Source organism: Salipiger sp. PrR007 (assembly GCF_010499845.1).
GTDB lineage: Bacteria > Pseudomonadota > Alphaproteobacteria > Rhodobacterales > Rhodobacteraceae > Salipiger > Salipiger pacificus_A.
In genome coordinates, this window is sequence record NZ_JAAGOZ010000083.1 from 190,347 (window position 1) to 211,864 (window position 21,518).

Annotated in this window: 19 protein-coding genes and 2 pseudogenes; 10 read left to right on the plus strand and 11 right to left on the minus strand. The window is 64.9% G+C overall.

The genetic code is table 11. The annotated features are described in order from the left end of the window. Nucleotides 1-80: 80 nt before the first annotated feature. From G0Q01_RS24385 to G0Q01_RS24405, 5 genes are all read right to left on the minus strand, one after another. A complete protein-coding gene (locus G0Q01_RS24385) occupies nucleotides 81-1,127 on the minus strand; it encodes an ABC transporter ATP-binding protein (RefSeq protein WP_164197149.1) in 1,047 nt (348 codons plus the stop codon). Next, complete coding sequence (locus G0Q01_RS24390) at nucleotides 1,124-1,906, minus strand: ABC transporter permease (RefSeq protein WP_164197150.1); 783 nt, start codon at nucleotides 1,904-1,906, stop codon at nucleotides 1,124-1,126. Before G0Q01_RS24390 ends, G0Q01_RS24385 begins: the two co-directional genes overlap by 4 nt. Beyond that, nucleotides 1,903-2,784, minus strand: coding sequence for an ABC transporter permease subunit (locus G0Q01_RS24395; protein ID WP_164197151.1), 882 nt, complete (start codon nucleotides 2,782-2,784; stop codon nucleotides 1,903-1,905). The genes G0Q01_RS24390 and G0Q01_RS24395 overlap by 4 nt, the downstream gene beginning before the upstream one ends. Nucleotides 2,785-2,889: 105 nt before the next feature. Next, nucleotides 2,890-3,948, minus strand: coding sequence for an ABC transporter substrate-binding protein (locus G0Q01_RS24400; protein WP_164197155.1), 1,059 nt, complete (start codon nucleotides 3,946-3,948; stop codon nucleotides 2,890-2,892). 592 nt (nucleotides 3,949-4,540) lie between these two features. Next, entirely contained in the window at nucleotides 4,541-5,491 is a 951-nt protein-coding gene (locus G0Q01_RS24405; protein WP_164197152.1) for a DMT family transporter, read from the minus strand. 98 nt (nucleotides 5,492-5,589) lie between these two features. On the opposite strand from G0Q01_RS24405, the gene G0Q01_RS24410 reads away from it, so the two are divergent. Next, nucleotides 5,590-6,372 carry a helix-turn-helix domain-containing protein gene (locus G0Q01_RS24410; RefSeq protein ID WP_164197153.1) on the plus strand — a complete coding sequence of 261 codons (783 nt, stop codon included), beginning with the start codon at nucleotides 5,590-5,592 and terminating at the stop codon, nucleotides 6,370-6,372. 585 nt (nucleotides 6,373-6,957) lie between these two features. Here the strand turns inward: G0Q01_RS24410 and G0Q01_RS24415 are convergent. Both G0Q01_RS24415 and G0Q01_RS24420 read right to left on the minus strand, forming a co-directional pair. Next, entirely contained in the window at nucleotides 6,958-7,356 is a 399-nt protein-coding gene (locus tag G0Q01_RS24415; protein WP_164197154.1) for a hypothetical protein, read from the minus strand. Nucleotides 7,357-7,791: 435 nt separating this feature from the next. After that, the gene (locus G0Q01_RS24420; RefSeq protein ID WP_108968878.1) at nucleotides 7,792-8,235 is read right to left on the minus strand and encodes a hypothetical protein; all 444 of its coding nucleotides are present in this window, start codon (nucleotides 8,233-8,235) and stop codon (nucleotides 7,792-7,794) included. A gap of 318 nt (nucleotides 8,236-8,553) precedes the next feature. Between G0Q01_RS24420 and G0Q01_RS24425 the strand changes: the two genes are divergently transcribed. The 3 genes from G0Q01_RS24425 to G0Q01_RS24435 all read left to right on the plus strand — a co-directional run bounded on the left by G0Q01_RS24425 (nucleotide 8,554) and on the right by G0Q01_RS24435 (nucleotide 11,867). Further along, complete coding sequence (locus tag G0Q01_RS24425) at nucleotides 8,554-10,080, plus strand: phospholipase D family protein (protein WP_164197764.1); 1,527 nt, start codon at nucleotides 8,554-8,556, stop codon at nucleotides 10,078-10,080. A 66-nt stretch (nucleotides 10,081-10,146) separates the two neighbouring features. Beyond that, the gene (locus G0Q01_RS24430) at nucleotides 10,147-11,250 is read left to right on the plus strand and encodes an AI-2E family transporter (RefSeq protein ID WP_164197763.1); all 1,104 of its coding nucleotides are present in this window, start codon (nucleotides 10,147-10,149) and stop codon (nucleotides 11,248-11,250) included. Nucleotides 11,251-11,330: 80 nt separating this feature from the next. Further along, nucleotides 11,331-11,867 (plus strand): HdeD family acid-resistance protein, encoded by a 537-nt coding sequence (locus G0Q01_RS24435; protein ID WP_164197762.1) that lies wholly within the window; start codon nucleotides 11,331-11,333, stop codon nucleotides 11,865-11,867. 45 nt (nucleotides 11,868-11,912) lie between these two features. Here G0Q01_RS24435 and G0Q01_RS24440 read toward each other — a convergent pair whose 3' ends face one another. Further along, nucleotides 11,913-12,314, minus strand: coding sequence for an excinuclease ABC subunit B (locus G0Q01_RS24440; RefSeq protein WP_164197761.1), 402 nt, complete (start codon nucleotides 12,312-12,314; stop codon nucleotides 11,913-11,915). Nucleotides 12,315-12,433: 119 nt separating this feature from the next. Between G0Q01_RS24440 and G0Q01_RS24445 the strand changes: the two genes are divergently transcribed. Further along, the gene (locus tag G0Q01_RS24445) at nucleotides 12,434-12,706 is read left to right on the plus strand and encodes an I78 family peptidase inhibitor (RefSeq protein WP_164197760.1); all 273 of its coding nucleotides are present in this window, start codon (nucleotides 12,434-12,436) and stop codon (nucleotides 12,704-12,706) included. 139 nt (nucleotides 12,707-12,845) lie between these two features. Next, a complete protein-coding gene (locus tag G0Q01_RS24450) occupies nucleotides 12,846-13,139 on the plus strand; it encodes a hypothetical protein (protein ID WP_164197759.1) in 294 nt (97 codons plus the stop codon). An 84-nt stretch (nucleotides 13,140-13,223) separates the two neighbouring features. Here the strand turns inward: G0Q01_RS24450 and uvrB are convergent, their stop codons facing one another. Continuing rightward, complete coding sequence (uvrB, locus tag G0Q01_RS24455) at nucleotides 13,224-15,422, minus strand: excinuclease ABC subunit UvrB (RefSeq protein ID WP_164197758.1); 2,199 nt, start codon at nucleotides 15,420-15,422, stop codon at nucleotides 13,224-13,226. A 233-nt stretch (nucleotides 15,423-15,655) separates the two neighbouring features. Between uvrB and G0Q01_RS24460 the strand changes: the two genes are divergently transcribed. Continuing rightward, a complete protein-coding gene (locus G0Q01_RS24460) occupies nucleotides 15,656-15,967 on the plus strand; it encodes an ETC complex I subunit (protein WP_095881673.1) in 312 nt (103 codons plus the stop codon). Between the two features lie 165 nt (nucleotides 15,968-16,132). Next, on the plus strand, nucleotides 16,133-17,569 hold the full coding sequence (locus G0Q01_RS24465; RefSeq protein ID WP_164197757.1) for a DUF6880 family protein: 1,437 nt from the start codon (nucleotides 16,133-16,135) through the stop codon (nucleotides 17,567-17,569). Nucleotides 17,570-17,990: 421 nt separating this feature from the next. Here G0Q01_RS24465 and G0Q01_RS24470 read toward each other — a convergent pair whose 3' ends face one another. Together G0Q01_RS24470 and G0Q01_RS24475 are read right to left on the minus strand one after the other, a co-directional pair. Continuing rightward, nucleotides 17,991-19,220: a M24 family metallopeptidase gene (locus tag G0Q01_RS24470; protein ID WP_164198515.1), complete on the minus strand. Its 1,230-nt coding sequence runs from the start codon at nucleotides 19,218-19,220 to the stop codon at nucleotides 17,991-17,993. A 403-nt stretch (nucleotides 19,221-19,623) separates the two neighbouring features. Beyond that, a pseudogene (locus tag G0Q01_RS24475) lies at nucleotides 19,624-20,112 on the minus strand (transposase); the annotation flags it as partial. Nucleotides 20,113-20,130: 18 nt separating this feature from the next. Here G0Q01_RS24475 and G0Q01_RS24480 point away from each other — a divergent pair. Together G0Q01_RS24480 and G0Q01_RS26655 are read left to right on the plus strand one after the other, a co-directional pair. After that, a pseudogene (locus tag G0Q01_RS24480) lies at nucleotides 20,131-20,567 on the plus strand (transposase); the annotation flags it as partial. A gap of 730 nt (nucleotides 20,568-21,297) precedes the next feature. Then, nucleotides 21,298-21,518, plus strand: a 221-nt coding sequence (locus G0Q01_RS26655; protein ID WP_203595160.1) for a hypothetical protein, incomplete at its 3' end; no start/stop codon positions are given.

A 21,518-nucleotide genomic window follows, 5' to 3' on the forward strand; every position in this document is an offset into this window, starting at 1 on the left:
GTGACGGTCGTGATACCGCCCGATGACGTTTGCATGACGTTCCGCCCGGTGCGAGCTGCCAACGCACCGAGCGGCAGCGCCTACGCCCCGATCACCAGCGCGTCCGCGGGATTGAGCGCCAGCGAGACAATCTCGCCAACCTTCGGCGGCGCCTGCCGCGTGGTGTTGAAGAGATCCACCGCCAGCGGCTGCCCGCCCAGATCGATGCGCAGCCGGATGACCGAGCCAAGGAAGTCGAGCTCGGTGATCCTTCCGGTGAGCGCCGCCTCGCCCGGATGCGCGCCTAGGCGCAGCATCTCGGGGCGCAGGCCCAGCAGCGCCTCGCCCGGCGGGATTGCGCGGCCCAAGGTCATCTCGTTCTCACCCAGTTTCACCCGGCCGATCGAGGGGTCGAGCACCTTGGCATCGAGCGTGTTGAGCGTGCCGACAAAGCCGGCGACGAAGCGGGTGGCGGGCGTGTTGTAGACCTCGAAGGGGGATCCCACCTGCTCGGCCACGCCCTGGTGCATCACCACGATGCGGTCGGACATCGACAGCGCCTCTTCCTGGTCGTGGGTGACGAAGATGGTGGTGATACCAAGCTCGCGCTGGATCGTCCTGATCTCGTTGCGCAGGCTGACCCGCACCTTGGCGTCGAGCGCCGAGAGCGGCTCGTCGAGCAGCAGCACCTGCGGCTTGGGAGCGAGCGCGCGCGCCAGCGCCACGCGCTGCTGCTGCCCGCCCGAAAGCTGGAACGGGTAGCGACTGCCCAGCTCCGGCAGGCCGATCAGCGCCAGCATTTCCTCGACCCGTGCGGCGATCTCGCGCGCGGGCGCGCCCTTGACCCGCATGCCGAAGCCGACGTTCTGTGCGACGGTGAGGTTGGGGAAGAGCGCATAGGCCTGGAACACCATGCCGATGTTGCGCTGGTTGGGCTTGAGGCTGGACACCTCGCGCCCCTCGATAGTGATGTTCCCGGCGCTCGGGGTCTCGAAGCCCGCCACCATGCGCAGCACCGTGGTCTTGCCGCAGCCCGACGGCCCGAGCAGCGAGATGAACTCGCCCTTCTCGACCTCGAGGTTGAAGTCCTTCACGACGCGGGTGACGCCGAAGCTCTTTTCCAGGTGGGAAATCGTCAGGAAGCTCATCGGCCCGCCTTGTCGTGCTTGGTGAATCTGGTGACCAGCTGGATCAGCCCCATGCAGGCCCAGGTGATGATGAAGGCGATGGTGGCGAGCGCAAAAGGCTCATAGGCCTTGTTGGCCCCCATCAGCTGCAGGTAGGGCCCAAAGGCCGGACGATTGAGCAGCGCCGCCATGGTGAACTCGCCCATGACGATGGCGAAGGTCACGAAGGAGCCCGAGAGCACGGCGACCAGCACGTTCGGCAGGATCAGCTTGACGATGATGGTGACCCAGCCCGCCCCGAGGCTCTGCGCCGCCTCGGTCAGCGTGGCGACGTCGATGGTGCGCAGCCCGGTGTCCACGGCGCGGTACATGTAGGGCAACGACAGCATGGCGTAGCCGAACATCAGCAGCAGGTTGGTGCCGAAGATCGAACCGGTGAGGGGCAGCCAGCTCGAGGTGTTGTAGAGCCGGATGTAACCGAAGACGGTGACGATGGCCGGGATGACCAGCGGCAACAAGGTGACGAACTCGACCAGCGGCCGCAGGCGCGGCAGTTTCAGCCGCACCCAAAAGGCGGTCGGAACCACCAGCAGGATGCCGAAGGCGATGGTCAGCAGCGCCATCACCACCGAATAGGAGAAGGTCTCGCGGAACTGCGGGTCGGCCAGCACGGCGGCATAGGCGTCGAAGCTGTATTCGCCCCGTCGCATCGACAGCGAGAATTCGACCATGCCGACGAGCGGCAGGATGAAATAGGTCAGGCCCAGAAGCAGGATGGCCCAGGACGCGGCTTTGGTCATTTCAGCCACCTCTCGGAGCGGATGCGCAGCACGATGTAGACGACGTTGGCGAGGCCCGTGACGAGGATCATCCCGAAGGCCATGGCGTAGCCGAGGTGCGGGTTGCCCAGCACGTCGCCGCGGATCTGCGCGAACAGCATGATCGGCACGATGTTGAGCGAGCTGCCGGTGAGCGCGATGGCGGTCGCCACGGCGCCGAAGGCGTTCGCAAACAGCAGCGCGAAGGTGCCGAGGATGGTCGGGAAGAGGATCGGCAGCGCCACGATGCGCCAGTATTGCGCGCCGCTGGCGCCAAGGCAGGACGCCGCCTCGCGCCATTCGCGCTTCAGCCCGTCGAGCGCCGGTGTGATGATCAGGATCATCAGCGGGATCTGGAAGAAGAGGTAGGTGATCGTCAGCCCCCAGAAGCTGAGGATGTTGAACCCCATGGCCCGCAGGTTGATGCCGAACTCGGTGCGCAGGAAAACGGTCACCAGCCCCAGCGGTCCAAGCGTCGCGAGGAAGGCGAAGGCCAGCGGCACCCCGGCAAAGTTGGACGCCACCCCCGAGAAGGTCATCAGCGGCGAGCGAATGCCCCGCGGCAACCCGCCCAGAACCATGCCCGCCGCCATCAGGAAACCGATCAGGCAGCCGAAGGCCGAGGAGGCGACGGAGATCTTGATCGAGATCCAGTAGGACGAGAGGATCGACGGCGTGAAGAGCCCGGCGATGTTCTCGAAGGTGAAGCTGCCGTCGGCGCGCTGGAAGGCCCCGAGAACGATCTTCATCGTCGGCATCACGAGAAACAGCAGGATGAACAGCGCGAAGGGCAGCAGGCCCAGCCATGTCAGGCTCGGGCGCCAGCGGCGCTTCGGCGGGGGGGAAGTCACATCAGTCACATGGGGTCCGGACATGGGCAAAACTGGGAACGACGATCCCGTCCCGGCTCGCCCGCAGGCGCCGGGACAGCACAAGGGCCCGCGAAGGGCCCCTGACGCAGGGGTTTACTGGACGTTCGCGCCCACGACGGCATCCCAGCCGCCGACAACCGCTTCCTTGTTGCCCGCCTGCTCGTCGAGCGTCGGGAAGTAGGCGGCCTCGTAGCTCTCTGCCGGCGGCAGCGCCTCGAGCAGCTCGGCCGGGATCTTGTCGGCCGCGGCCATGGCGTTGAAGCGCGCCGGGTGGCAGTAGCCCTTGAGCCACAGGCTCTGGCCTTCGTCGGAGTAGAGATACTCCATCCACAGCTTGGCGGCGTTGGGGTGCGGCGCATGGGCCGAGATGCCCTGCACATAGACGCCCGCGAGGACACCCGACTTCGGCACCACCACGTCGACCGGCGGGTTGCCGTTCAGCGTGTCGCGGGCCGCGAGCGCGTTGTAGTCCCACATGATGGTGATCGGGGTCGCGCCCTGCGCCAGCGTGCCGGCCTTGCCGATCACCGGCACGAAGTTGCCTGCCTCGTTCATCTTCTTGAAGAATTCGAGCCCCTTCGAGCCTGCGTCCTTGCCGGCGGCACCGCCTTCGGCCATGCCCGCGGCGAGCACCGCGAGAATCGCTTGGTTCGAGGCGCGCGGATCGCCCGCCAGCGCCACCGAGCCGGCGTATTCAGGCTTCAGCAGGTCCGACCAGTCCTCGGGGGTGGTGTCGATCAGGTCCTTGTTCACCATGAAGGACATCACGCCGTAATAGTCGCCGTACCAGTAGCCGTCCGCGTCCTTGACCGCGTCGGGGATCTCATCCCAGGTAGAGACCTTGTAGGGCTGCAGCAGCCCTTCTTCCTTGGCTTGCGGGCCGAAGGAGAGGCCCACATCCAGAACGTCGGGCGCCTGCGGGCCGGTGTTGCCCTTGTTGGCGCGTACCGCTTCCAACTCGTCGGCAGACCCCGCGTCGGGGTTGAGCTCGTTGACCTCGATCTCGGGGTATTTCGCCTTGAAGCCGGCGATCACGTCGCCGTAGCCGCACCAGCTGTGCGGCAGGGCGATGGTGGTCAGCATGCCCTCTTCCTTTGCAGCCGCCTCGAGCGCGGCCAGGTCCTGCGCCTGTACCATCGACGTGGTGGCCATCAGCGCCGCGACACCCGCGAGCCAAATCTTTGTATTCGTTTTCACAATCGTATCTCCCCGTTTCCCGGTCCCGGCCGTAGCGGCCGTGACGCGCGTGTAGAATTTGTTTTTGACAGGTTCATGACAGCCAAAATTCAGGCTTACTCCGCGGCGCGAGGGTTGACCGAAAATTGACGTCGCGCAAGCCATGCTTCTCTCGATCCGCAAAGCTTCTCAGGAACGTCTCAGAGGTTTCCGCGCGGAGCGCTCATTTTTGTGCATATTTTCGCACATTTGCGGGCTACGCAGCGAGGCGGCCCGCGTTGCCGCCGCCCCTCCCTGACATGGCTCCTCCGCACCGTTCGCCTTCCCGAGCCGAGATCGGGCCAGTGTCAAATCGCGGACGGCTCGGCGAAACTGGTCAGCGCTTTTCCTGCCTCGGGTCGCTCAAGCCCAGAGCCGGCGGGGCGGGAGTGGCCGGATCCTTCCGACGGCGGGGCGACGCGAACCCGAGAGCGGCTCGACCAGCTGGGACTGGCGATTGCCGCCGACGCCTGCGACCTCGTCCCGGGCCGGCTCGAGCGCGTCGAGGGCGCAGGTGCCTGCTCGCGCCTCAGGTCTGCCCGCAGAGCGGCCCCTGCCCGGCCCGCGCCGCGCGGCGGGCGGTGATCCACTCGTGCGATTGAACGATGATCATCCCCGCCAGCACGAGCGCCCCTCCCAGAAGGAATTCGGAGCTCAGCGCCTCGCCGAGCAGCAGCGCCCCGCTGGCCACACCGAAAACCGGGGTCATGAAGCTCAGCACCCCGAGCCGCGACGAGCGGTAGATCTGCAGCATGCGGAACCAGACGAGGAAGCTGAGGCTGCAGACGATCAGCGTCTGAAACGACAGGCTGGCCAGCACCGGCGTCGTGGGCTCGAACGACAGCCGCCCGGTCAGCGCGCAAAAGCCGAGGGCTGCCGCGCCGGCGATGGCCAACTGGTAGAAGAGCGTCTGGGCCGGCGGCGCCTCGGAGATGCGGGTGGTTCGGATCACCACAGTGGTCATCCCCCAGCACAGGCCCGCCCCCAGACCCAGCAGGTCGCCGAGCAGCATCCCGGCGCTTGGTGCCGTGCCCGGCCTGCGCAACTCAGGCAGCACGAAGATCGCGGCGACACCGAAGAAGGTGATCGCCACACCGACCCATTGCACCGCCGCCATGCGCTCGTCCGGCTGCGCCACATGCAGACCGATCGCAGCAAAGATCGGCGCGGTATAGAGAAAGACTGCCATATGCGAGGCGGTGGTCCAGCGCAGCCCCTCGGCGACCAGCAGGAACTCGAGCGCAAAAAGCACCCCCACAAGCAGGCCCGGCCCGAGGAACAGCCCGCGATGCCAGCGGTCGCGCAGGAACACCCGGCTCAGCCCCAGGACGATCACCGCGGCCAAACCCGAGCGCAGGCCGATCTGCAGCATCGGATCGACCGAGCCGGCGACAATCTTCATGGCACTCTGCTGCAGGCCCCAGATCAGGCACAGCAGGACCATCACGGCGAAAGCGGTGGTATCAATGGATCGTTTCATGGGGGCACCTGGGCAGGCAAATCATGACCCCTATCTACTCTGGCGGATGGCATATATATAGCTCAGATACGCCAAACGATCGCGACAGACCGCCAGCCATGACACCCGCCCAGAGCCCGCCTCACCTGCGCCATCCGCCATTTCACGATCAGCTGCCCGCTCCGATCTACTTCCGGCTCGAGAGCATGCCCGACAATGCCACCTATCCGGTGATGCAGCACCCGTGGGGGGAATTCGTCTATTCCTTCAGCGGGATTACCGAGCTTCGTCTCGCGGGCGTGCACCTGCTCGCACCGCCGCACATGGGCTTCTGGATCCCGCCCCGCGTGGAGCATGTCGGCTTCAATCGACGCGCCGCGGTGCATTTCTCGGCCTATATCAGCGAGGACCTTTGCGCGCCCATGCCGCAGCGCACCTGCTCGCTCCTGGTGACGCCGCTCTTGCGCGCCATCCTCGACAGCCTCGCGGAAACGCGGTTCACCAATACCGAGGCGCAGTCGCGCCTGCTGCGCGTCATGGTCGACGAGATCGCGGCCTGTTCCATGGCCGACAGCTTTGTCCCGGAAACCACCGATGCGCGGCTCGCCCCCGTGCTGGAGGCATTGCGCGACGCGCCGGCCGATCCGCGCAGCACCGCCGAGTTGGCCCGGGCTTTCGGGATGAGCGAGCGGACGCTGGTGCGCCGCTGCACACAGGAACTCGGCATGTCTCTCAGCGAATGGCGCCAGCGCGTGCGCGTGGTCCGCGGCATCTCGCTTCTGCAGGACGGGGCCAGCGTCGAAAGTGTGGCGCTCGACCTTGGCTACGGCACGGCCTCGGCCTTCATCGCGATGTTTCGGCGCATCACCGGCAGCAGCCCGGCGCGGTTCATCGGACGCTAGCGCGGTCATTTCTCCCAGAGATCCGGCATCGCGCAAGTTTGCGCCTCATGCGAAACTCCAGGTGTATGTGTCCCCCTGTCGAGCTTCGCCGCGGCTCGCTGCCCGAAGCGAAGCCTCGACGCGGGCAGTCCCATCCTTCCGCGCCGAGAGCGACGCGGTTCAGCTCGAATGGCACGGTCGCCTCGCCAGCGCGGGCTGCGACGTGACCGCGGTGATTGACCGGCAGCATTTCAAGGCGTTCTATTTGAGCGAATCCGGCGGCGTGCTCTTCGCCTGCGCCACCGCCCCGCCCGGTCTTGCCGCGGACGAACCGCCCGAGCGCGCGGTTACGACCGTGACACCGATCGCGAACCTGCCGACGGCGGACCGCAGACCGCGCGGATCAACATCCAGAGCCAGGAACCCGCCGGATCGGAGGCGGGTCATGCCATCAACTTGGCAACGACATCCACCATTGCCTCCGGGCCTATCGCCGCACAGCCGCCATCACCAGCTTTGCAATCGCCGCCACGAAAACGCGCACGATGCCCTGCCCCAACAAGGACGATGCACCGGTGGCAAAAACCACCTTTCCACTGAATTCCGTCACTTGAAGTCCCTCCAGCCCGATGTTTTCGCGAAGTCTTCGGGATGGCGTACGGACTTTCGGCAAGCGGAGGAGATCGCCCCGTCACGAATGGCCGTCGAACAAACCCTCGGGTAGCTCCAGAGCAACGAGGTGTCGAGCGCCTGCGCCGCGCACAGCGCGACGCTGTCCAGTCGGCAATGGCGAATGGTGATTGGACGGCTGGCCGCCCCTTCGATCCCGCGCTCGCAATGTGCGACGAAGATGTCGCTGACCAGCGCCCGCGCGCGCTCCGGGTCGCCGCCGTCGGCAAGCAGTTGCCCGCTTGCGGCGCGCCCAGCGGCGCGTGATCTGTCGAATGCCGAGCGCAGGCGACTCGAAAATGCGGATTTATGAATCTTGCCAGTCGACCGTGCCAAGCACTCCTGACCTAGCCTCAAAGCAATTTCGACCCTGACCGGACCTTTGACGCCCGATAGGCGAGGGCCCACTATGCAGGACTTTGCTGCCGTTCGCTGCGGCTAGCACGCATGTCCGTGATGCGCAGTTGCCGTCGCGCAGAAAAAACAGAAGGCAGCGCCTTGCGCTCCGAAAGGAACGCCAGGCGCCGCCCCCATTGGTGGGGGGCATAGTTGCAATGCCGCAGCCTCGTCCGACAGTCCCCCGATCGACATGATCGGAGCTCCCGAGACAAGCGCTTGCGCGCGGTTTGGTCAGGAGTCCCGGAGCGCCCCACATGCGAGAAGTGCAATGCCGCGCAAAAGGGTAGGCTTGGCTGGCCGGTGCGTCTTGGGAGGTCATGGACCAAGTGCCGGCGCGCGCACCGCCCGTCGCGCCCGCGCTTCGGCCCTGGGTCAGCGCAACATCTCGGTCACCGCGTAGCTGCCCCCGGCGCCCGGCAGATAGCAGGTCGCCGCCGACAGCGGGTAGAATTGCGACAGCACGGGCCGGGTCGCATAGGCTGCCGGGCATTTCGGGATCGTCGCCAACTTGTAGCCCCTGCCCGAGAGGCACTGCGCTTCCGCCCTAGCGCGCAGACTCTCGTTGGCGTCGTAGGAATAGGTTTCCCCGCCATAGATCTCGCCGCCGGTGGTCGTGCAGGTGACGGTGTTGCCCTTGGTCACGCATTGGGTCTCGGTCGGGCTCGAGCGGGTCGGCGTGGTGGTCGTCAGGATTTGTGGCGGCACCCTCTGAGCCGCTTCGATCTGGCAATCGGTCGTATCGTTCTGCAGCCGCGCCGCGGTCACCCCTGACGTAACGGGATAGACGATATCGATCGGCTTGCCCTGCGTGACCAATTGCGCTGTCGTAGGCTCGCATGCGGCGAGGACAGAAAGGGCGCATGCCCCCGCAAGGACTCTTGAAAACACCATGTCACCATTCCCCAACAGTGGTTCGAACAAGCCGTAGCGGGAGGCAGGAAATCTGCCTAACGAAAAACACAATTCCCCGAAATGCAGCACGCCCTGTGACCACACTACACCTGCGTCAGGCGTTTCGGCCCCGGTGCCCTGCGGCGCAAAAGCCGCGCTCCGGACCTTACGTCAGCTGCCCTGCTTGCGGAAATGGCCAAGCTCGGCGAGGCTGATCCTCCGAGCCCAAGATCCGAGGCCACAATGTTCCGGTTCCTTAGCGCCTTCTTCCTTTGCGTCTTTCTGGCGAGCTGCAGCAGCCAGCTCCCCGAGGGTCCGCGCACCACGAGCGCCGCGCTGTCCGCACCGGCCTCTGCCCCGCTCTCGCAGATCACCCGCATGTGGCAGGGCCGCACCGACGGCACGTCCGGCGTGCATATCATCAGCAATGGCATCGACGCGCTGGCGCTGCGGCTGGGCCTTGCCGAGCAGGCGGTGACCAGCATCGACGCCCAATATTACCTGCTGCACAACGACGAGGCGGGCCGGCTCTTTACGGATGCGCTGCTGCGCGCCGCAGACCGCGGCGTGCGGGTGCGGCTGCTGCTCGACGACATGGACACCCGCGGCTACGACGAGGCCACCCATGCGCTCGAAACGCACCCAAACATCGAGATACGGCTGTTCAATCCCTTCGCCCGCTCGCATGGCAAGGCGCTGTCGGCGCTGCTCGAATTCCGCCGGATCAACCGTCGCATGCACAACAAGTCGATGACCTTCGACGGCCGGGTGACCATCGTCGGCGGGCGCAACATTGGCGACGAGTATTTCTCGGCGCGCGAGGAATCGAACTACGACGATCTGGACCTGCTGGCCGCCGGCCCCGTGGTGGACGACGTTGGGCGCACCTTCGACAGCTACTGGAACAGCCGCTACGCCGTCCCGGCATCGCAGGTGATCACGCCGAAAGAAGACGGGGCCGACCTTGAAACGGTGCGCACGGCGCTGGCGCGGCACAGGCAGCGGATCGCGCTGACCCCCTACGGCGGCGCGCTGCTCGATCACATCGCGTCTCTGAAGCGCCAGCCGCTGCAGCTCACCGCCGCGCGGGCGACACTTCTCGCGGATCCGCCGGAGAAGGCCGCGGGCGAGTTGCCTGCCTCCGAGACCTTTGCCGCCTCGATGCTGCCCTACGTGAACGGGCTTGAAAGCGAGTTCCTCGTTGTCTCGGCCTATTTCGTTCCTCGCGACAGCGGCACGGCGCTGCTCCGCGCGCTCGAGGAGCGCGGAGTCGATGTGACCGTGCTGACCAATTCGCTCGACGCAACCGATGTGCCAGCGGTCTACGCGCATTATGCCCACTCGCGCCGCGACCTGCTCGAGGCGGGCGTCGACCTTTGGGAGCTGCGGGCCGAGAAGGAGCGGCCGGACCGTACGTTGTCGGGGCTCGGCCTGTCACGCTCGGCGCTACACGCCAAGGCCTTCGTTCTGGACCGCAAGTTGCTCTTCATCGGCTCATTCAACTGGGACCCGCGCTCGGTGCGGATCAATTCCGAGATGGGGATCCTCGTGGACTCCCCTGCCCTCGCCACGCAGGCCGCGGTGAATTTCAAGAAGCTGCTGCCCGAGGCCGCCTTCCACGTGCAACTGGGCGAGGACGGCCGGATGCAATGGCTCGAACATGACGCGGGCAACCGTTGGCGGCTCTACCGCTCCGAGCCGATCCTGTCGCAAATGCGCGCCACCACCGCTTGGCTGACGGGTCTGTTACCAATCGGCGGGCAGCTCTGAGCCTGTCCGCGTTGACTTCCCCGCCCGCATCGTCCCCACTCCGGCGACACCCGCCCGGAGGATGACATGGTGCCGATGAGGGATACGCCGTTCCAGACGCTCGTGCTGTCCACGATCTTCGTGCTGGCAGCCGGGACGCTTCTGGTGCTCGGCCGATCCATCCTGCTGCCGATCGTCACGGCGACGATCCTCGTCTACCTGCTGGAGTCGGTGGCCGGCGCCCTGCGCCGACTGCCGGTGCTTGGGTATCTGCCACTCGGCGCGCTGCGACTGCTTCTGCTGGCATTCGCGGCCACCGTGGTCTTCGTTCTGGCGGCGGTCTTCTCGGCCACCGTGCGCGAGATCATGGCGGTCGCCCCGACCTACGAGGACAACCTTCGCGCCATGGTCGACGGGGTCGCGGGGTACTTCCATTTCGAGAATGACGAGCTCTGGGAGCGCGTCACCGCCGAGACCGTCGGGCGGATCGACCTGCGGCGCTTTTCACTGGCGGTGCTGGGCGGTTTCACCAACCTTGGCTCGGTGGTGCTGATGGTGATCATCTACGCCGCTTTCATCACCGCCGAGCGCCGTTCCTTCCAGCGCCGCCTGACCGCCGGGCTGCGCTCGCCCGAGCAAAGCGCGCGCGTGCTCGCCGTGGTCGGCGCGATCAACGAGAAGATCAGCCGCTACCTTGCCTTCAAGACGCTGATCAACATCGTGCTGGGCACGATTTCCTATGCAATCCTCTGGGCTTTCAACGTGGACTTCGCGCTGTTCTGGGCGGTGGTCATCGGCGTGCTCAACTACATCCCCTACCTCGGCTCCCTGCTGGCCGTCGCCTTCCCGGTGGCGCTCTCGCTGGCACAATTCGGCTCGATCGGTCTCACCGTCGGGCTTGGCGCGGCGCTGACTGCGGTTCAGGTGACGCTGGGCAATATCATCGAGCCGCGTCTGATCGGCCGGCAGCTCAATCTCAGCCCGTTCGTCGTGCTGCTCGCTCTGGCGCTCTGGACGACGCTTTGGGGCATTCCCGGCGCGATCCTCGCGGTGCCGCTGACCTCGATCCTCGCCATCGTGCTGGCCAGCTTCGACAAGACCCGCTGGCTCGCCTTGCTTCTGGCCGAGCGCGTCGATGTGCCGTCTGCCCCCGAACCCACACCCCGGCACGGCGAACTTCCCGAACGTTAACGGGAGGTTGACAGAGCCCCGGGGAGGGGCGCACCTTCGAGGCACCGGCCGCGTGCCGGGTGTATTGAGGGAATTTGGAAATGCAGCATTGGCTTATGTGGATCATTCTCGGTATCGCAAGCATCCTCGGCGGGCTGTTCGCGCTTTTTAACCCCTTCGCCGCCTCGATCGCGGCGCAGACCATTGTCGCCTGGTTCTTCCTGATCATCGGCGTGGTGCAGGCCATCAGCATCTTCCGCGTGACCGGCATGAAGGAGCGCCTGCTGGCCATTCTGCTGACGATCATCTACCTCTGGCTGGGCATCAGCTTCCTGGCCAACCCGCTCGAAGGGCTGATCTCGCTGACGCTTGTCGCGGCGATCATGTTCCTTGTCGGCGGCGTCGCCAAGGTGATCTACGGCTTCTCGGTCGCAGAGGGGCGCTACAAGCTGGCGCTGCTGATCAGCGGCGCGATCTCGGTGATTTTGGCACTCATGATCTTCACCAATTTCCCGTCCTCGGCGGCGGTGGTGCTGGGCGTGCTTCTCTCGGTCGAACTGCTCTCGACTGGCGTGGCGCTGGTCGCCTTCGGGATGGTGCTTAAGCAGCACCCGGAGCTGCGCAAGCGTGCGGCCTGAGCGACAACCCACTTCGAGACCGCATCCGGCCCCGCGGGGCCGGATCTACCCCTGCGGAGGCGTTTGGGCTGCGACCTCCGCCGGGAACCGCCGACGGCACTCGGCCTGCCCGGCTGCCGCATCCCGTCCGAGCTGTGGCAGCGCCGCCCCGATCTCGTCGAGCCGACGGTGCAACTCGTAGGGACGCACCGGAACGCGGCGAGTCACCGGCTCGGTGTCCGTCCGCCAGCAATAATGCGGGTGCTCGTGATAGATTCCACAGAGTTGCCAGCGCCGGCGGGTCTCCCATTCGGTCACATAGGTGAAGCCGCGCGCCAGATCTCGCGAGATGCGGCTCTGCTCCTGCAGCGCATCGGCATAGAACCGCGCCGCCTCGCGGTTGCAGCGCTCATAGGGCGTGCCGCAGGCCGCCAGGGCGAGACAGGATATGAGCAGAAACCGGTGCATGCGGAAAAGCCTAGCTGCGAACGCCGCGCCGGTCGAGAGCGACTTTTGCGGCCGATCGGCGCTGGACTGCACGTTGCCGTGACCTACCTGCCAGCGTAAGGAAAGCAAGGAGACACACGATGTTGGGACGGATTGGGATCGCGCTCGGACTCTGCGCGGGCATTGCCGGCTGCAGCGAAACCGAGAGCGCCGCCTCCAGTGGCGAAGACAGCTGCGGCGCCTCGGCCTATCAGAGCCAGATCGGCCACGCCGTCGGCGACCTCGAGCTCACCCCCGGCGCCAAGCTGCGCATTCTCGGACCCGGTCAGGCGATGACCATGGACTACCGCGCGGACCGGATGAACATCGAGACCGACAGCGCCGGACAGATCCTTCGGGTGTTCTGCGGCTGATCCGAAAATCCGCCAAAACGCTCCGCGCAACACATTGGTTCCGAAGAATATTTCTGGAACCATCAAGCCGCCCTCACGGTTCCTTTACCGAAACACCACGGCGCCCAAAGCGCCGGATCAAACCGGAAGGGAACTGAACATGCGTACCGGATCCATCGTTGCCCTCGTTGCCGCCGCCGCTGTCGTGATCGGCGTCGGCGCATACATGATCGATTTTGATGTCACGAAAGAGGGCAGCCTGCCCGACGTTGACGTCTCGGTTGACGGCGGCGAGCTGCCCGAGGTCGATGCCGAGGTCGGCTCGGTCGAAGTTGGCACCAAGACCGAAGAAGTGACCGTCCCGGACGTCGACGTCGAGGTCGACACCAAGGAAGCCGAAGTCACCCTGCCCGACATCGATGTGACCCCGCCGGACGAGAAGAACGACGGCTGATCGCTCACGCGATCACACGGCGAAAACAAGAGCCCCTCTCCACCCACCGTGGAGAGGGGCTTTTTCATGCCGGGGGATGGTGGCCTAGCGCTTGCGACGCTTGACGTTGCCGCCGCGCTGGCCTGGACGGCCGGCCGTCGAGCGCCCCTTCGATTTCACCGCAGCCTCCGACGCCGCCTCGACCGCCGATTGCCGCGCAAGCGGGTCGTCGTGGATCGCCAGATCGACAGCCTCGAGCCGCTTGACCTCGTCGCGCAGGCGCGCGGCCTCTTCGAACTCGAGGTTCTCCGCCGCCTTGCGCATGCCGGCGCGCAGCCCCTCCAGCACCGCCTCAAGGTTCGAGCCCTGCTGCTTGGCGTCGATCGACGCGGTCACGCGGTTCATGTCGACGTCGCCCTGATAGAGACCGGCAAGGATGTCGTCGACGTTCTTCTTGACCGTCGCCGGGGTGATGCCGTGTTCTTCGTTGTAGGCCATCTGCTTCTCACGGCGGCGCTCGGTTTCGGCCAGCGCCCGCTCCATCGAGCCGGTAACGCGGTCGGCATACATGATCACCCGGCCGTCGGCATTCCGCGCGGCACGGCCGATGGTCTGGATCAGCGAGGTTTCGGAGCGCAGGAAGCCCTCCTTGTCCGCATCGAGAATTGCCACGAGCCCGCATTCGGGGATGTCGAGGCCCTCGCGCAGCAGGTTGATGCCGATCAGCACGTCGAAGGCGCCAAGCCGCAGGTCGCGCAGGATCTCGATCCGCTCGATGGTGTCGATATCCGAGTGCATGTAGCGCACCTTGATGCCCTGCTCATGCAGGTACTCGGTCAGATCCTCGGCCATGCGCTTGGTCAGCACGGTGCAGAGTGTCCGGTAGCCATCTGCCGTCACCTTGCGGATCTCGTCGAGCAGATCGTCCACCTGCATCTTCACCGGGCGGATCTCGACCTGCGGATCGAGAAGTCCCGTGGGGCGGATCACCTGCTCGGCAAAGACGCCGCCCGCCTGCTCAAGCTCCCAGTTCGCAGGGGTCGCCGAGACGAAGACCGACTGCGGCCGCATGGCGTCCCATTCCTCGAACTTGAGGGGCCGGTTGTCCATGCAGGACGGCAGCCGGAAACCGTGCTCGGCGAGGGTGAACTTGCGCCGGTAGTCGCCCTTGTACATCGCGCCGATCTGCGGAACCGAGACGTGGCTCTCGTCGGCGAAGACGATGGCGTGGTCCGGAATGAACTCAAACAGCGTGGGCGGCGGCTCGCCCGGCGCGCGGCCCGTCAGGTAGCGCGAGTAGTTCTCGATGCCGTTGCAGACCCCTGTGGCCTCGAGCATCTCGATGTCGAAGTTGGTGCGCTGCTCAAGCCGCTGCGCCTCCAGGAGCTTGCCCTCTGCGACAAGCTGGTCGAGCCGCTGGCGCAGCTCCTTCTTGATCTGGATAACCGCCTGCTGCATCGTCGGCTTCGGCGTCACGTAGTGCGAATTCGCATAGACGCGGATGCGGTCGAAACTGCCGGTCTTCTCGCCGGTGAGCGGGTCGAACTCGGTGATGCTCTCCAGCTCCTCGCCGAAGAACGAGAGCTTCCACGCCCGGTCTTCAAGGTGGGCGGGCCAGATCTCGAGGCTGTCCCCCCTCACACGGAAGGCCCCGCGAGAGAAGCCCGCATCGTTGCGCCGATATTGCTGCGCCACCAGATCGGCGATGATCTTGCGCTGGTCGTATTCGCTGCCCGCGTGCAAGTCCTGGGTCATCGCGCCATAGGTCTCAACCGAGCCGATGCCATAGATGCAGGAGACCGAGGCGACGATGATCACGTCATCGCGCTCGAGCAGCGCCCGGGTGGCCGAGTGGCGCATCCGGTCGATCTGCTCGTTGATCTGGCTTTCCTTCTCGATATAGGTGTCCGAGCGGGCCACGTAGGCCTCGGGCTGGTAGTAGTCGTAGTAGGACACGAAATACTCGACCGCGTTGTCCGGGAAGAACCCCTTGAACTCGCCATAGAGCTGTGCCGCCAGCGTCTTGTTGGGCGCGAGGATGATCGCCGGGCGCTGGGTCTCCTCGATGATCTTGGCCATGGTGAAGGTCTTGCCGGTGCCCGTCGCGCCAAGCAGCACTTGGCTGCGCTCGCCATCGCGCACCCCCTGCGCAAGTTCGGCGATCGCTGTCGGCTGGTCGCCCGCCGGCGAGAACTCGGTCTGCATGCGGAAGCTGATGCCGCCCTCGAGCTTCTCCCGCGTCCGGACATCCGGCGCGGGGGCGTGCATCATGGGCATCGACTTGTCGGAATGGGCATAGGGCATGTGGTCATCTCCGGGCGCCTGCAAGACGTGTCGCGCCGCACGGCAATTTCAAGGGGTTTCGGGCTCGGTTGGCTGGGAGACTCGCTCGCGGGCGCAGGGTATTTTCACGGAATGTTCCTTTTCTGCGGGCAAGACGCAAGGGTTCGGGAAGATTTGCCGCACCGCCGCGCCGCGATCTCTTGCCCCGGCACTATAAATTCTCGATAACGCCAATGAATGTCAGGAGGGATTCCATGCGTGCACGGATTTACCAGCCGTCTCGGACGGCAATGTCGTCGGGACAAGCCAAGACCAGGGACTGGATTCTCGAGTTTTTCCCCGCCTCCCCGCGCGAGGTCGACCCGCTGATGGGCTGGACCTCCTCGTCTGACACCCAGAGCCAGGTCCGCCTGAAGTTCGACAGCAAGGAGGCGGCCCTCGCCTATGCCGCCGAGCACGGCATCGAGGCGCAGGTGAACGAGCCCAACAAGCGCAAGCCCAACCTGCGCGCCCGCGGCTATGCCGAAAACTTCGCGGTGGATCGCCGGAGCGCCTGGACGCACTGAGTGTGTAAGAGACACCTGAGTTTTTCCCATGGAAGGCTGAGTTTTTCCCGGGATCTACATGTAGGGCGCCCACTGGGCGCCCTTTCCATATCTAGCACATGCTTGCAAAGCGCGCGTCTGGGCGCATGATCCCGCCCAAGGATGCGTCACCAGAGGAGGACCCCGATGGCAGGCAAGGCTCTAAACAAGAAAAACCTCCTTGAGCTGGGTGCCGACACGCTGGCCGACCTGCTGCTCGAGGCGGTGAAAGGCGACGCGGCACGCCAGCGCCGGGTGCGCATGGCGCTTTCCGCCGATCTGGGCCCCGAGGCGATCACCGCCGACGTGCGCAAACGTTTCGCCTCCATCCGCCGCAGCCGTACCTTCATCTCCCGCAAGGCGCAGAGGAAGCTGGCGCAGGAACTGGCGGAACTGACGACGCTCATCGAGACCCGCATCGCACCTGATGCACCGGACGCGGCCTTCGATCTGCTCTGGGCTCAGCTGCAGCTTGCTGCCGGCATTCATGAGCGTACCGACGACAGCTGGGGCACCATCGGCGATGTCATGCGCCAGGCGATGGCGGTCATCGGACGGCTTGGGCCGAGGCTGGGCAAGGCTCCCGAAGCTCTGGCCGACAGCGTCTTTGAGGCGATTTCGAATGATGGCTACGGCGCCTTCGACCACGCCATACCTGCGCTGGCCGAGGCGCTCGGCAGCACCGGTTTGGCCCGCCTCAAAGCACTCGCCGAAGCGGCCTGCGAATCGCCGCTAACCGATGCCGACCTCGCCCGCTACGATTTCATCTCCGACCGTGATGCCCGCGCCGAGCGCGCCCTTGCCGGGCGCAACCGCACGGCGGAGATGATCCTGCAGGACGTGGCCGATGCCGAGGGCGACGTGGACAGCTGGCTTGCGCAATACAGCCCCGAGCAGCTGACCTACTCGACCATCGCTCCCTCCGCCGCGACCCGGCTGCTGGCGGCGGGCCGCCCCACGGACGCTCTGCGGCTGATCGAGGCCGCCTTGCCCGGCGAAAGCGGCGATCCGTGGTTCGACACGCCCGAACTGGACGAGGCCCATTTCGCCTGCCTTGAGGCGCTCGGCCGCAAGGACGATCTGAAGGCCGCGCTCTGGCACCGCTTCGAGCGCCGGCTCTGCCCCGACGCCCTGCGCCGCCATATCAAGCTGCTGCCCGACTTCGAGGACATCGAGGCCGAGGACGCCGCGCGCCGGATCGTCCTCACCTACAAACCGGTCGAGAAGGCGCTGGCCTACTGCCTGCAGGCCCCCGACCTGCCGCTGGCGGCTGAGTTGATCGAAGCCCGCAGCAAGGAGATCGACGGCGATGCCTATGAGGTCCTCACCCCGCTCGCCGACGCCCTCGCCCCCGGCCACCCGCTCGCCGCCGTGCTGCTGTGGCGCGCCATGATCGACTTCGCGCTGGGTAGGGCCCGCTCAGGGCGCTACGGCCACGCCGCCCGGCACCTGATGGACTGTGCCGCCGCGGATGCCGAGATCCTCGACTACGGCATGCACCTATCGCACGCGGACTATCTTGAAGCGCTGCGCGAGACTCACGCGAGGAAATCAGCGTTTTGGGAGCGTTTGCGGGGAGGGTAGCCCCCGCGGGTTATCACGTGGACGACAGAAGACCCTCATCGTCCCTCAGCACGCGATCGCGTGGAGGCGCCATTTCGAGCGCCCTTGACTATGATCGACTGTCCGCGGCTTTGAGGCTTGCAGGGCATCCAGCACTATCGCCGCGACGATGCATGAGGGGCCTGAGCTCAAGACTGCCAGTTGATCGAGGCCGACACCCGACTGAGCACTGGAGCGTGCGGCCCAGAAGACGTATTTCTTGGATGACACCTTTGCGCACGAAGCGGACTTGGCTCAGCTTTGCTCAGGCCCCGGAAGCTGCCGTCTTCGCGGAGCGTGCCGACCGGCCCCCTCGAGCCCAGACTCACAGATGTCGCAAGGCGTTCGAATGGCCGCTTCAGGTTTGGCCAACCTGTTGTGCCGACCAAACCAAGTTCTGCGATCAGGCGACCACGTTGTGCTCAGGGCCAAAAGGAAAGCCGGTGATGTTCTCATTGCCGTCTTCGGTAATGATCAGGATATCATGTTCCCGATACCCCCCGGCGCCTGATTGCCCTTCCGGGATGGTCAGCATCGGTTCCATTGAGATCACCATGCCAGGCGCGAGTACCGTGTCGATATCCTCCCGCAATTCAAGTCCCGCCTCGCGACCGTAGTAGTGGCTTAGTATTCCGAAGGAATGACCGTAACCGAAGGTCCGGTATTTCAATAGGTCACGCTCTGCAAAGAAGTCATTGATCGCATGAGTAACTTCGGCACAAGAGACGCCAGGCTTCAAGAGGCTCATGCCGTATTGATGAGCTGCAACGTTCGCCTCCCAAACATTCAGGCTGGCCTCGTCGACTGTTTCGACAAAGAGCGTGCGCTCCAGCGCTGTGTAATATCCCGAGATCATCGGGAAGGTGTTGAGGCTGAGAATGTCACCGCTCTGCAAGTGCCGAGAAGTGACCGGATTGTGTGCGCCATCGGTGTTGATCCCGGACTGGAACCATACCCAAGTGTCCCGGTACTCGGCATCCGGGAAGCGACGGGCGATCTCCAGCTCCATGGCATCTCGACCGGCCATCGCAACGTCTATCTCTCGCACGCCTGCCTTGATCGCATCGCGGATCGCGTAACCGCCCACGTCGGCGACCGCTGCACCCGCGCGGATCAGCTCCAGCTCTGCAGGCGATTTATGGAACCGCTGCGTCATTGTCACAGGTGCGATGTCGACCGTGCTCGACGGAGCAAGGAAGACATCCAGAAGCGCTTTCTGCGCGATGGAAATGTGGTCCCCCTCATACCCTACGACCCTACCTGGCCCAGTCACGGACAGGATGGCTCGCCAATAATTGTTCCGCTGCCAATCCGTATAGGTGATGTTGTCGCCATAACACCGCCGCCAAGGCTGCGCCGCATCTATCCCTGCACTGACGGTGACGGTCTCTGTAGCGGTGACGACCTGCGCGTAGGGACGCCCAAACGCGCAATAGAGAAAGCCGGAATAGTATGCCACGTTGTGCATCGAGGTCAGCACAACGGCACCGATGCCTTGGTCCGCCATAGTGGCGCGAAGCCCAGCCAGCCGCGCCTCGTACTCTGTATCTGAGAAGGACAGCACCTTTTCGCCCTGGTGGAAACGGTAGAAATCGGGGCGCGCAAGTCCGGTCGTGTTGGAAGTTCCGTCCATCGGTTCACTCCTGTTAGGGCCGATTGACCGCATGGGGAGTGCGCCTTATCGCTCAGGTCACCTCCCTCACCGCAATACGGCGAAGCAAGATCCCGGCGTTCAGGATGGCTTGATTTAGAGTTCCGACATCGGATCGTCGGTGGCGACGCCATCGCCTTTCTCAATGTTGTATGTAGTGCAAAGAATCCGATTCGATCAATAGTCGCGAAAGAACGCCGACTTTGAGCGCAACAGACTCTGTGTCCGCTCCTCGATCGCTCCAGGCTCTCGGGCCGAAGGTCCACTACACCGTGCGGGGCACCTCAAGGCGAATGGCTGGTTCGGGCTTATTCCGTTGAAAACCTCGGCTCGGGGATCGCGTTGACCCTCGCCCAGAATTTGCGGCGCCTGAGCATATCCTTTCTCAAAAGGCGACCGGTGGCATCGGAACGAGCTTTGCGAGCTGCCGGAGGTTCTGAGCGGTGGCTGCGAGGTGGAATTCGTCTCGTGCGCCGCTCGGGCCTCGCAATCGGAGACGGTTGAGGCCCAAGATGCGCTTCAAATGCGCGAAGAGCATCTCCACCTTCTTCCGGAGCTTGCAAGAGATCGCGTAGTCGGTCGTCTGGGCGATCGCACGCGCCCGATCCCGGGAGGGCTCGAAGATTGATCGCGTTACCTTTCGACACGGCGCCTTGGGACAGCAGCGCGCCTTCAGGTTGCAAGCATCGCAATCGGCCTTGCCGGCCCGGTCGCGAAGCATGCCATCTTCATCGGGTTTTTTCTCCCGGGGTTTCGTGAAGGTCCGGCGGCTTTGCTTCAACTCCTTGCCGCCCGGGCAGGTGTAGACATCCCTCTCGGTATCATAGTTGAAGTCGGCGCGCTCGAATGTCCCATCCCTACGCGCTGACTTGTCCCTCTCGGCAGATTGCTTCGCAATCGTCTGCTCTCGGCAATCGCCGCCCTCGACACCGACATCAAGCATCTCATGCGCCAATCGAAAGCCTGCCGACGGCTCATGGCCGTTCCCGGAGTGAGGCCGCTCACCGCGCTGGCCTTCACCGCCGCCGTTGACGATCCAGGACGGTTCCGACGATCCCGTGACCTCGGTGCGTATCGCGGCCTTGTCCCGCGCCGATATCAATCCGGTGAAGTCGACGACACCGGGCACATATCGAAGACCGGGGACCGGCGCTCTACGAGGCGGCGAACGTAATGCTGACCCGCGACAAGGGAACGCTGAAGCCGAAGGAATGGGGGCTGGCGATCGCGCGCAAATCGAACATGCGCAAAGCCCGGATCGCCCTGGCGCGTCGATTGGCAGTCATCATGCACGCAATGCTCAAGAGCGACACCGATTTCCACCCGGCCAGAGACTGGCCGGCGCTCCTTAACCCGGTCGACGAGAAAGGAGACCGCCCCGAGTTCCCGAGCGCGGAGCATCGCCCGAGGGAGGGAGCAGATGATGGCGCCGAGTCTGTGGCACGCGGCCGACCCCGGCTGACTGCGGTTTCAACCTCGCCACTCTCGGCCCCGGCTTACCCCATAAAGTGCCAAGCATGAGCACGCCGAGAACGAGGGCACCCGAAAGGCACCAACCGCTCAGGACCGAGCACCCAGACCTTGCCCCACTAGAGAACGGAATAGGCTGCAAGCGGCCATGCGACCCGAGTCCATCGAGCCCGCGAGGTCAGCTACGCGCAGGAAGCCGACGTCGCACCGCTGGGCTTATTTTTCGGAAGCTGCCGTTCAGGCTGAACGCAGCGATCGGCCCTTTCGAGCCCGAAGCGGAAGTGCCAGTTTCTCGCGGCGCGCGTTCGCAGCGGAACGATTGCTGTGAGGCGGTGGAAATTTACGCGGCACGGCAGCGAAGACTTCGGAAACTCATGCTTGGCGCAGCTGGAGTCTGAAGCAAAAGCCGGGAAGAACCCAGATTGCCTCTGATGTCGATAGAGGAGTTCTCGAGGCGGGTCCCGGCCCTGATCTGGCACGCCTCGCGCCAGCGCACGCAAAACGGTGGCCTGGAAATGCCAATGCCGGTAACGTGTTGGTGAAGAGCCTTTTCAACACCGATCTCGCTTTCATGACCGGAGCCCTATTGATGATTGTGCGCCCCATGTTTCCCTTGGCCTGTACCGTGGCAGTGGGGTTGTTCTCGGCAACCGCCACGTCATCCGCCGCGCAAGACACAGGGACAGTCGGCGCCGATCAGCTCGGCTTCTCGGTCCGCAACATGGACCCGAGCGTCGACCCGGCGGAAGACTTCTACCGCTACGCCGCCGGGGGCTGGCTCGAGCGCATCGACCGGCCGGAGAAACATCC

Coding starts and splice junctions, on each gene's coding strand:
- G0Q01_RS24385 (WP_164197149.1), bottom strand. CDS start 1,127: ATGAGCTTCCTGACGATTTCCCACCTGGAAAAGAGCTTCGGCGTCACC.
- G0Q01_RS24390 (WP_164197150.1), bottom strand. CDS start 1,906: ATGACCAAAGCCGCGTCCTGGGCCATCCTGCTTCTGGGCCTGACCTAT.
- G0Q01_RS24400 (WP_164197155.1), bottom strand. CDS start 3,948: ATGGCCACCACGTCGATGGTACAGGCGCAGGACCTGGCCGCGCTCGAG.
- G0Q01_RS24405 (WP_164197152.1), bottom strand. CDS start 5,491: ATGAAACGATCCATTGATACCACCGCTTTCGCCGTGATGGTCCTGCTG.
- G0Q01_RS24410 (WP_164197153.1), top strand. CDS start 5,590: ATGACACCCGCCCAGAGCCCGCCTCACCTGCGCCATCCGCCATTTCAC.
- G0Q01_RS24425 (WP_164197764.1), top strand. CDS start 8,554: ATGTTCCGGTTCCTTAGCGCCTTCTTCCTTTGCGTCTTTCTGGCGAGC.
- G0Q01_RS24430 (WP_164197763.1), top strand. CDS start 10,147: ATGGTGCCGATGAGGGATACGCCGTTCCAGACGCTCGTGCTGTCCACG.
- G0Q01_RS24435 (WP_164197762.1), top strand. CDS start 11,331: ATGCAGCATTGGCTTATGTGGATCATTCTCGGTATCGCAAGCATCCTC.
- G0Q01_RS24440 (WP_164197761.1), bottom strand. CDS start 12,314: ATGCACCGGTTTCTGCTCATATCCTGTCTCGCCCTGGCGGCCTGCGGC.
- G0Q01_RS24445 (WP_164197760.1), top strand. CDS start 12,434: ATGTTGGGACGGATTGGGATCGCGCTCGGACTCTGCGCGGGCATTGCC.
- G0Q01_RS24450 (WP_164197759.1), top strand. CDS start 12,846: ATGCGTACCGGATCCATCGTTGCCCTCGTTGCCGCCGCCGCTGTCGTG.
- uvrB (WP_164197758.1), bottom strand. CDS start 15,422: ATGCCCTATGCCCATTCCGACAAGTCGATGCCCATGATGCACGCCCCC.
- G0Q01_RS24460 (WP_095881673.1), top strand. CDS start 15,656: ATGCGTGCACGGATTTACCAGCCGTCTCGGACGGCAATGTCGTCGGGA.
- G0Q01_RS24465 (WP_164197757.1), top strand. CDS start 16,133: ATGGCAGGCAAGGCTCTAAACAAGAAAAACCTCCTTGAGCTGGGTGCC.
- G0Q01_RS24470 (WP_164198515.1), bottom strand. CDS start 19,220: ATGGACGGAACTTCCAACACGACCGGACTTGCGCGCCCCGATTTCTAC.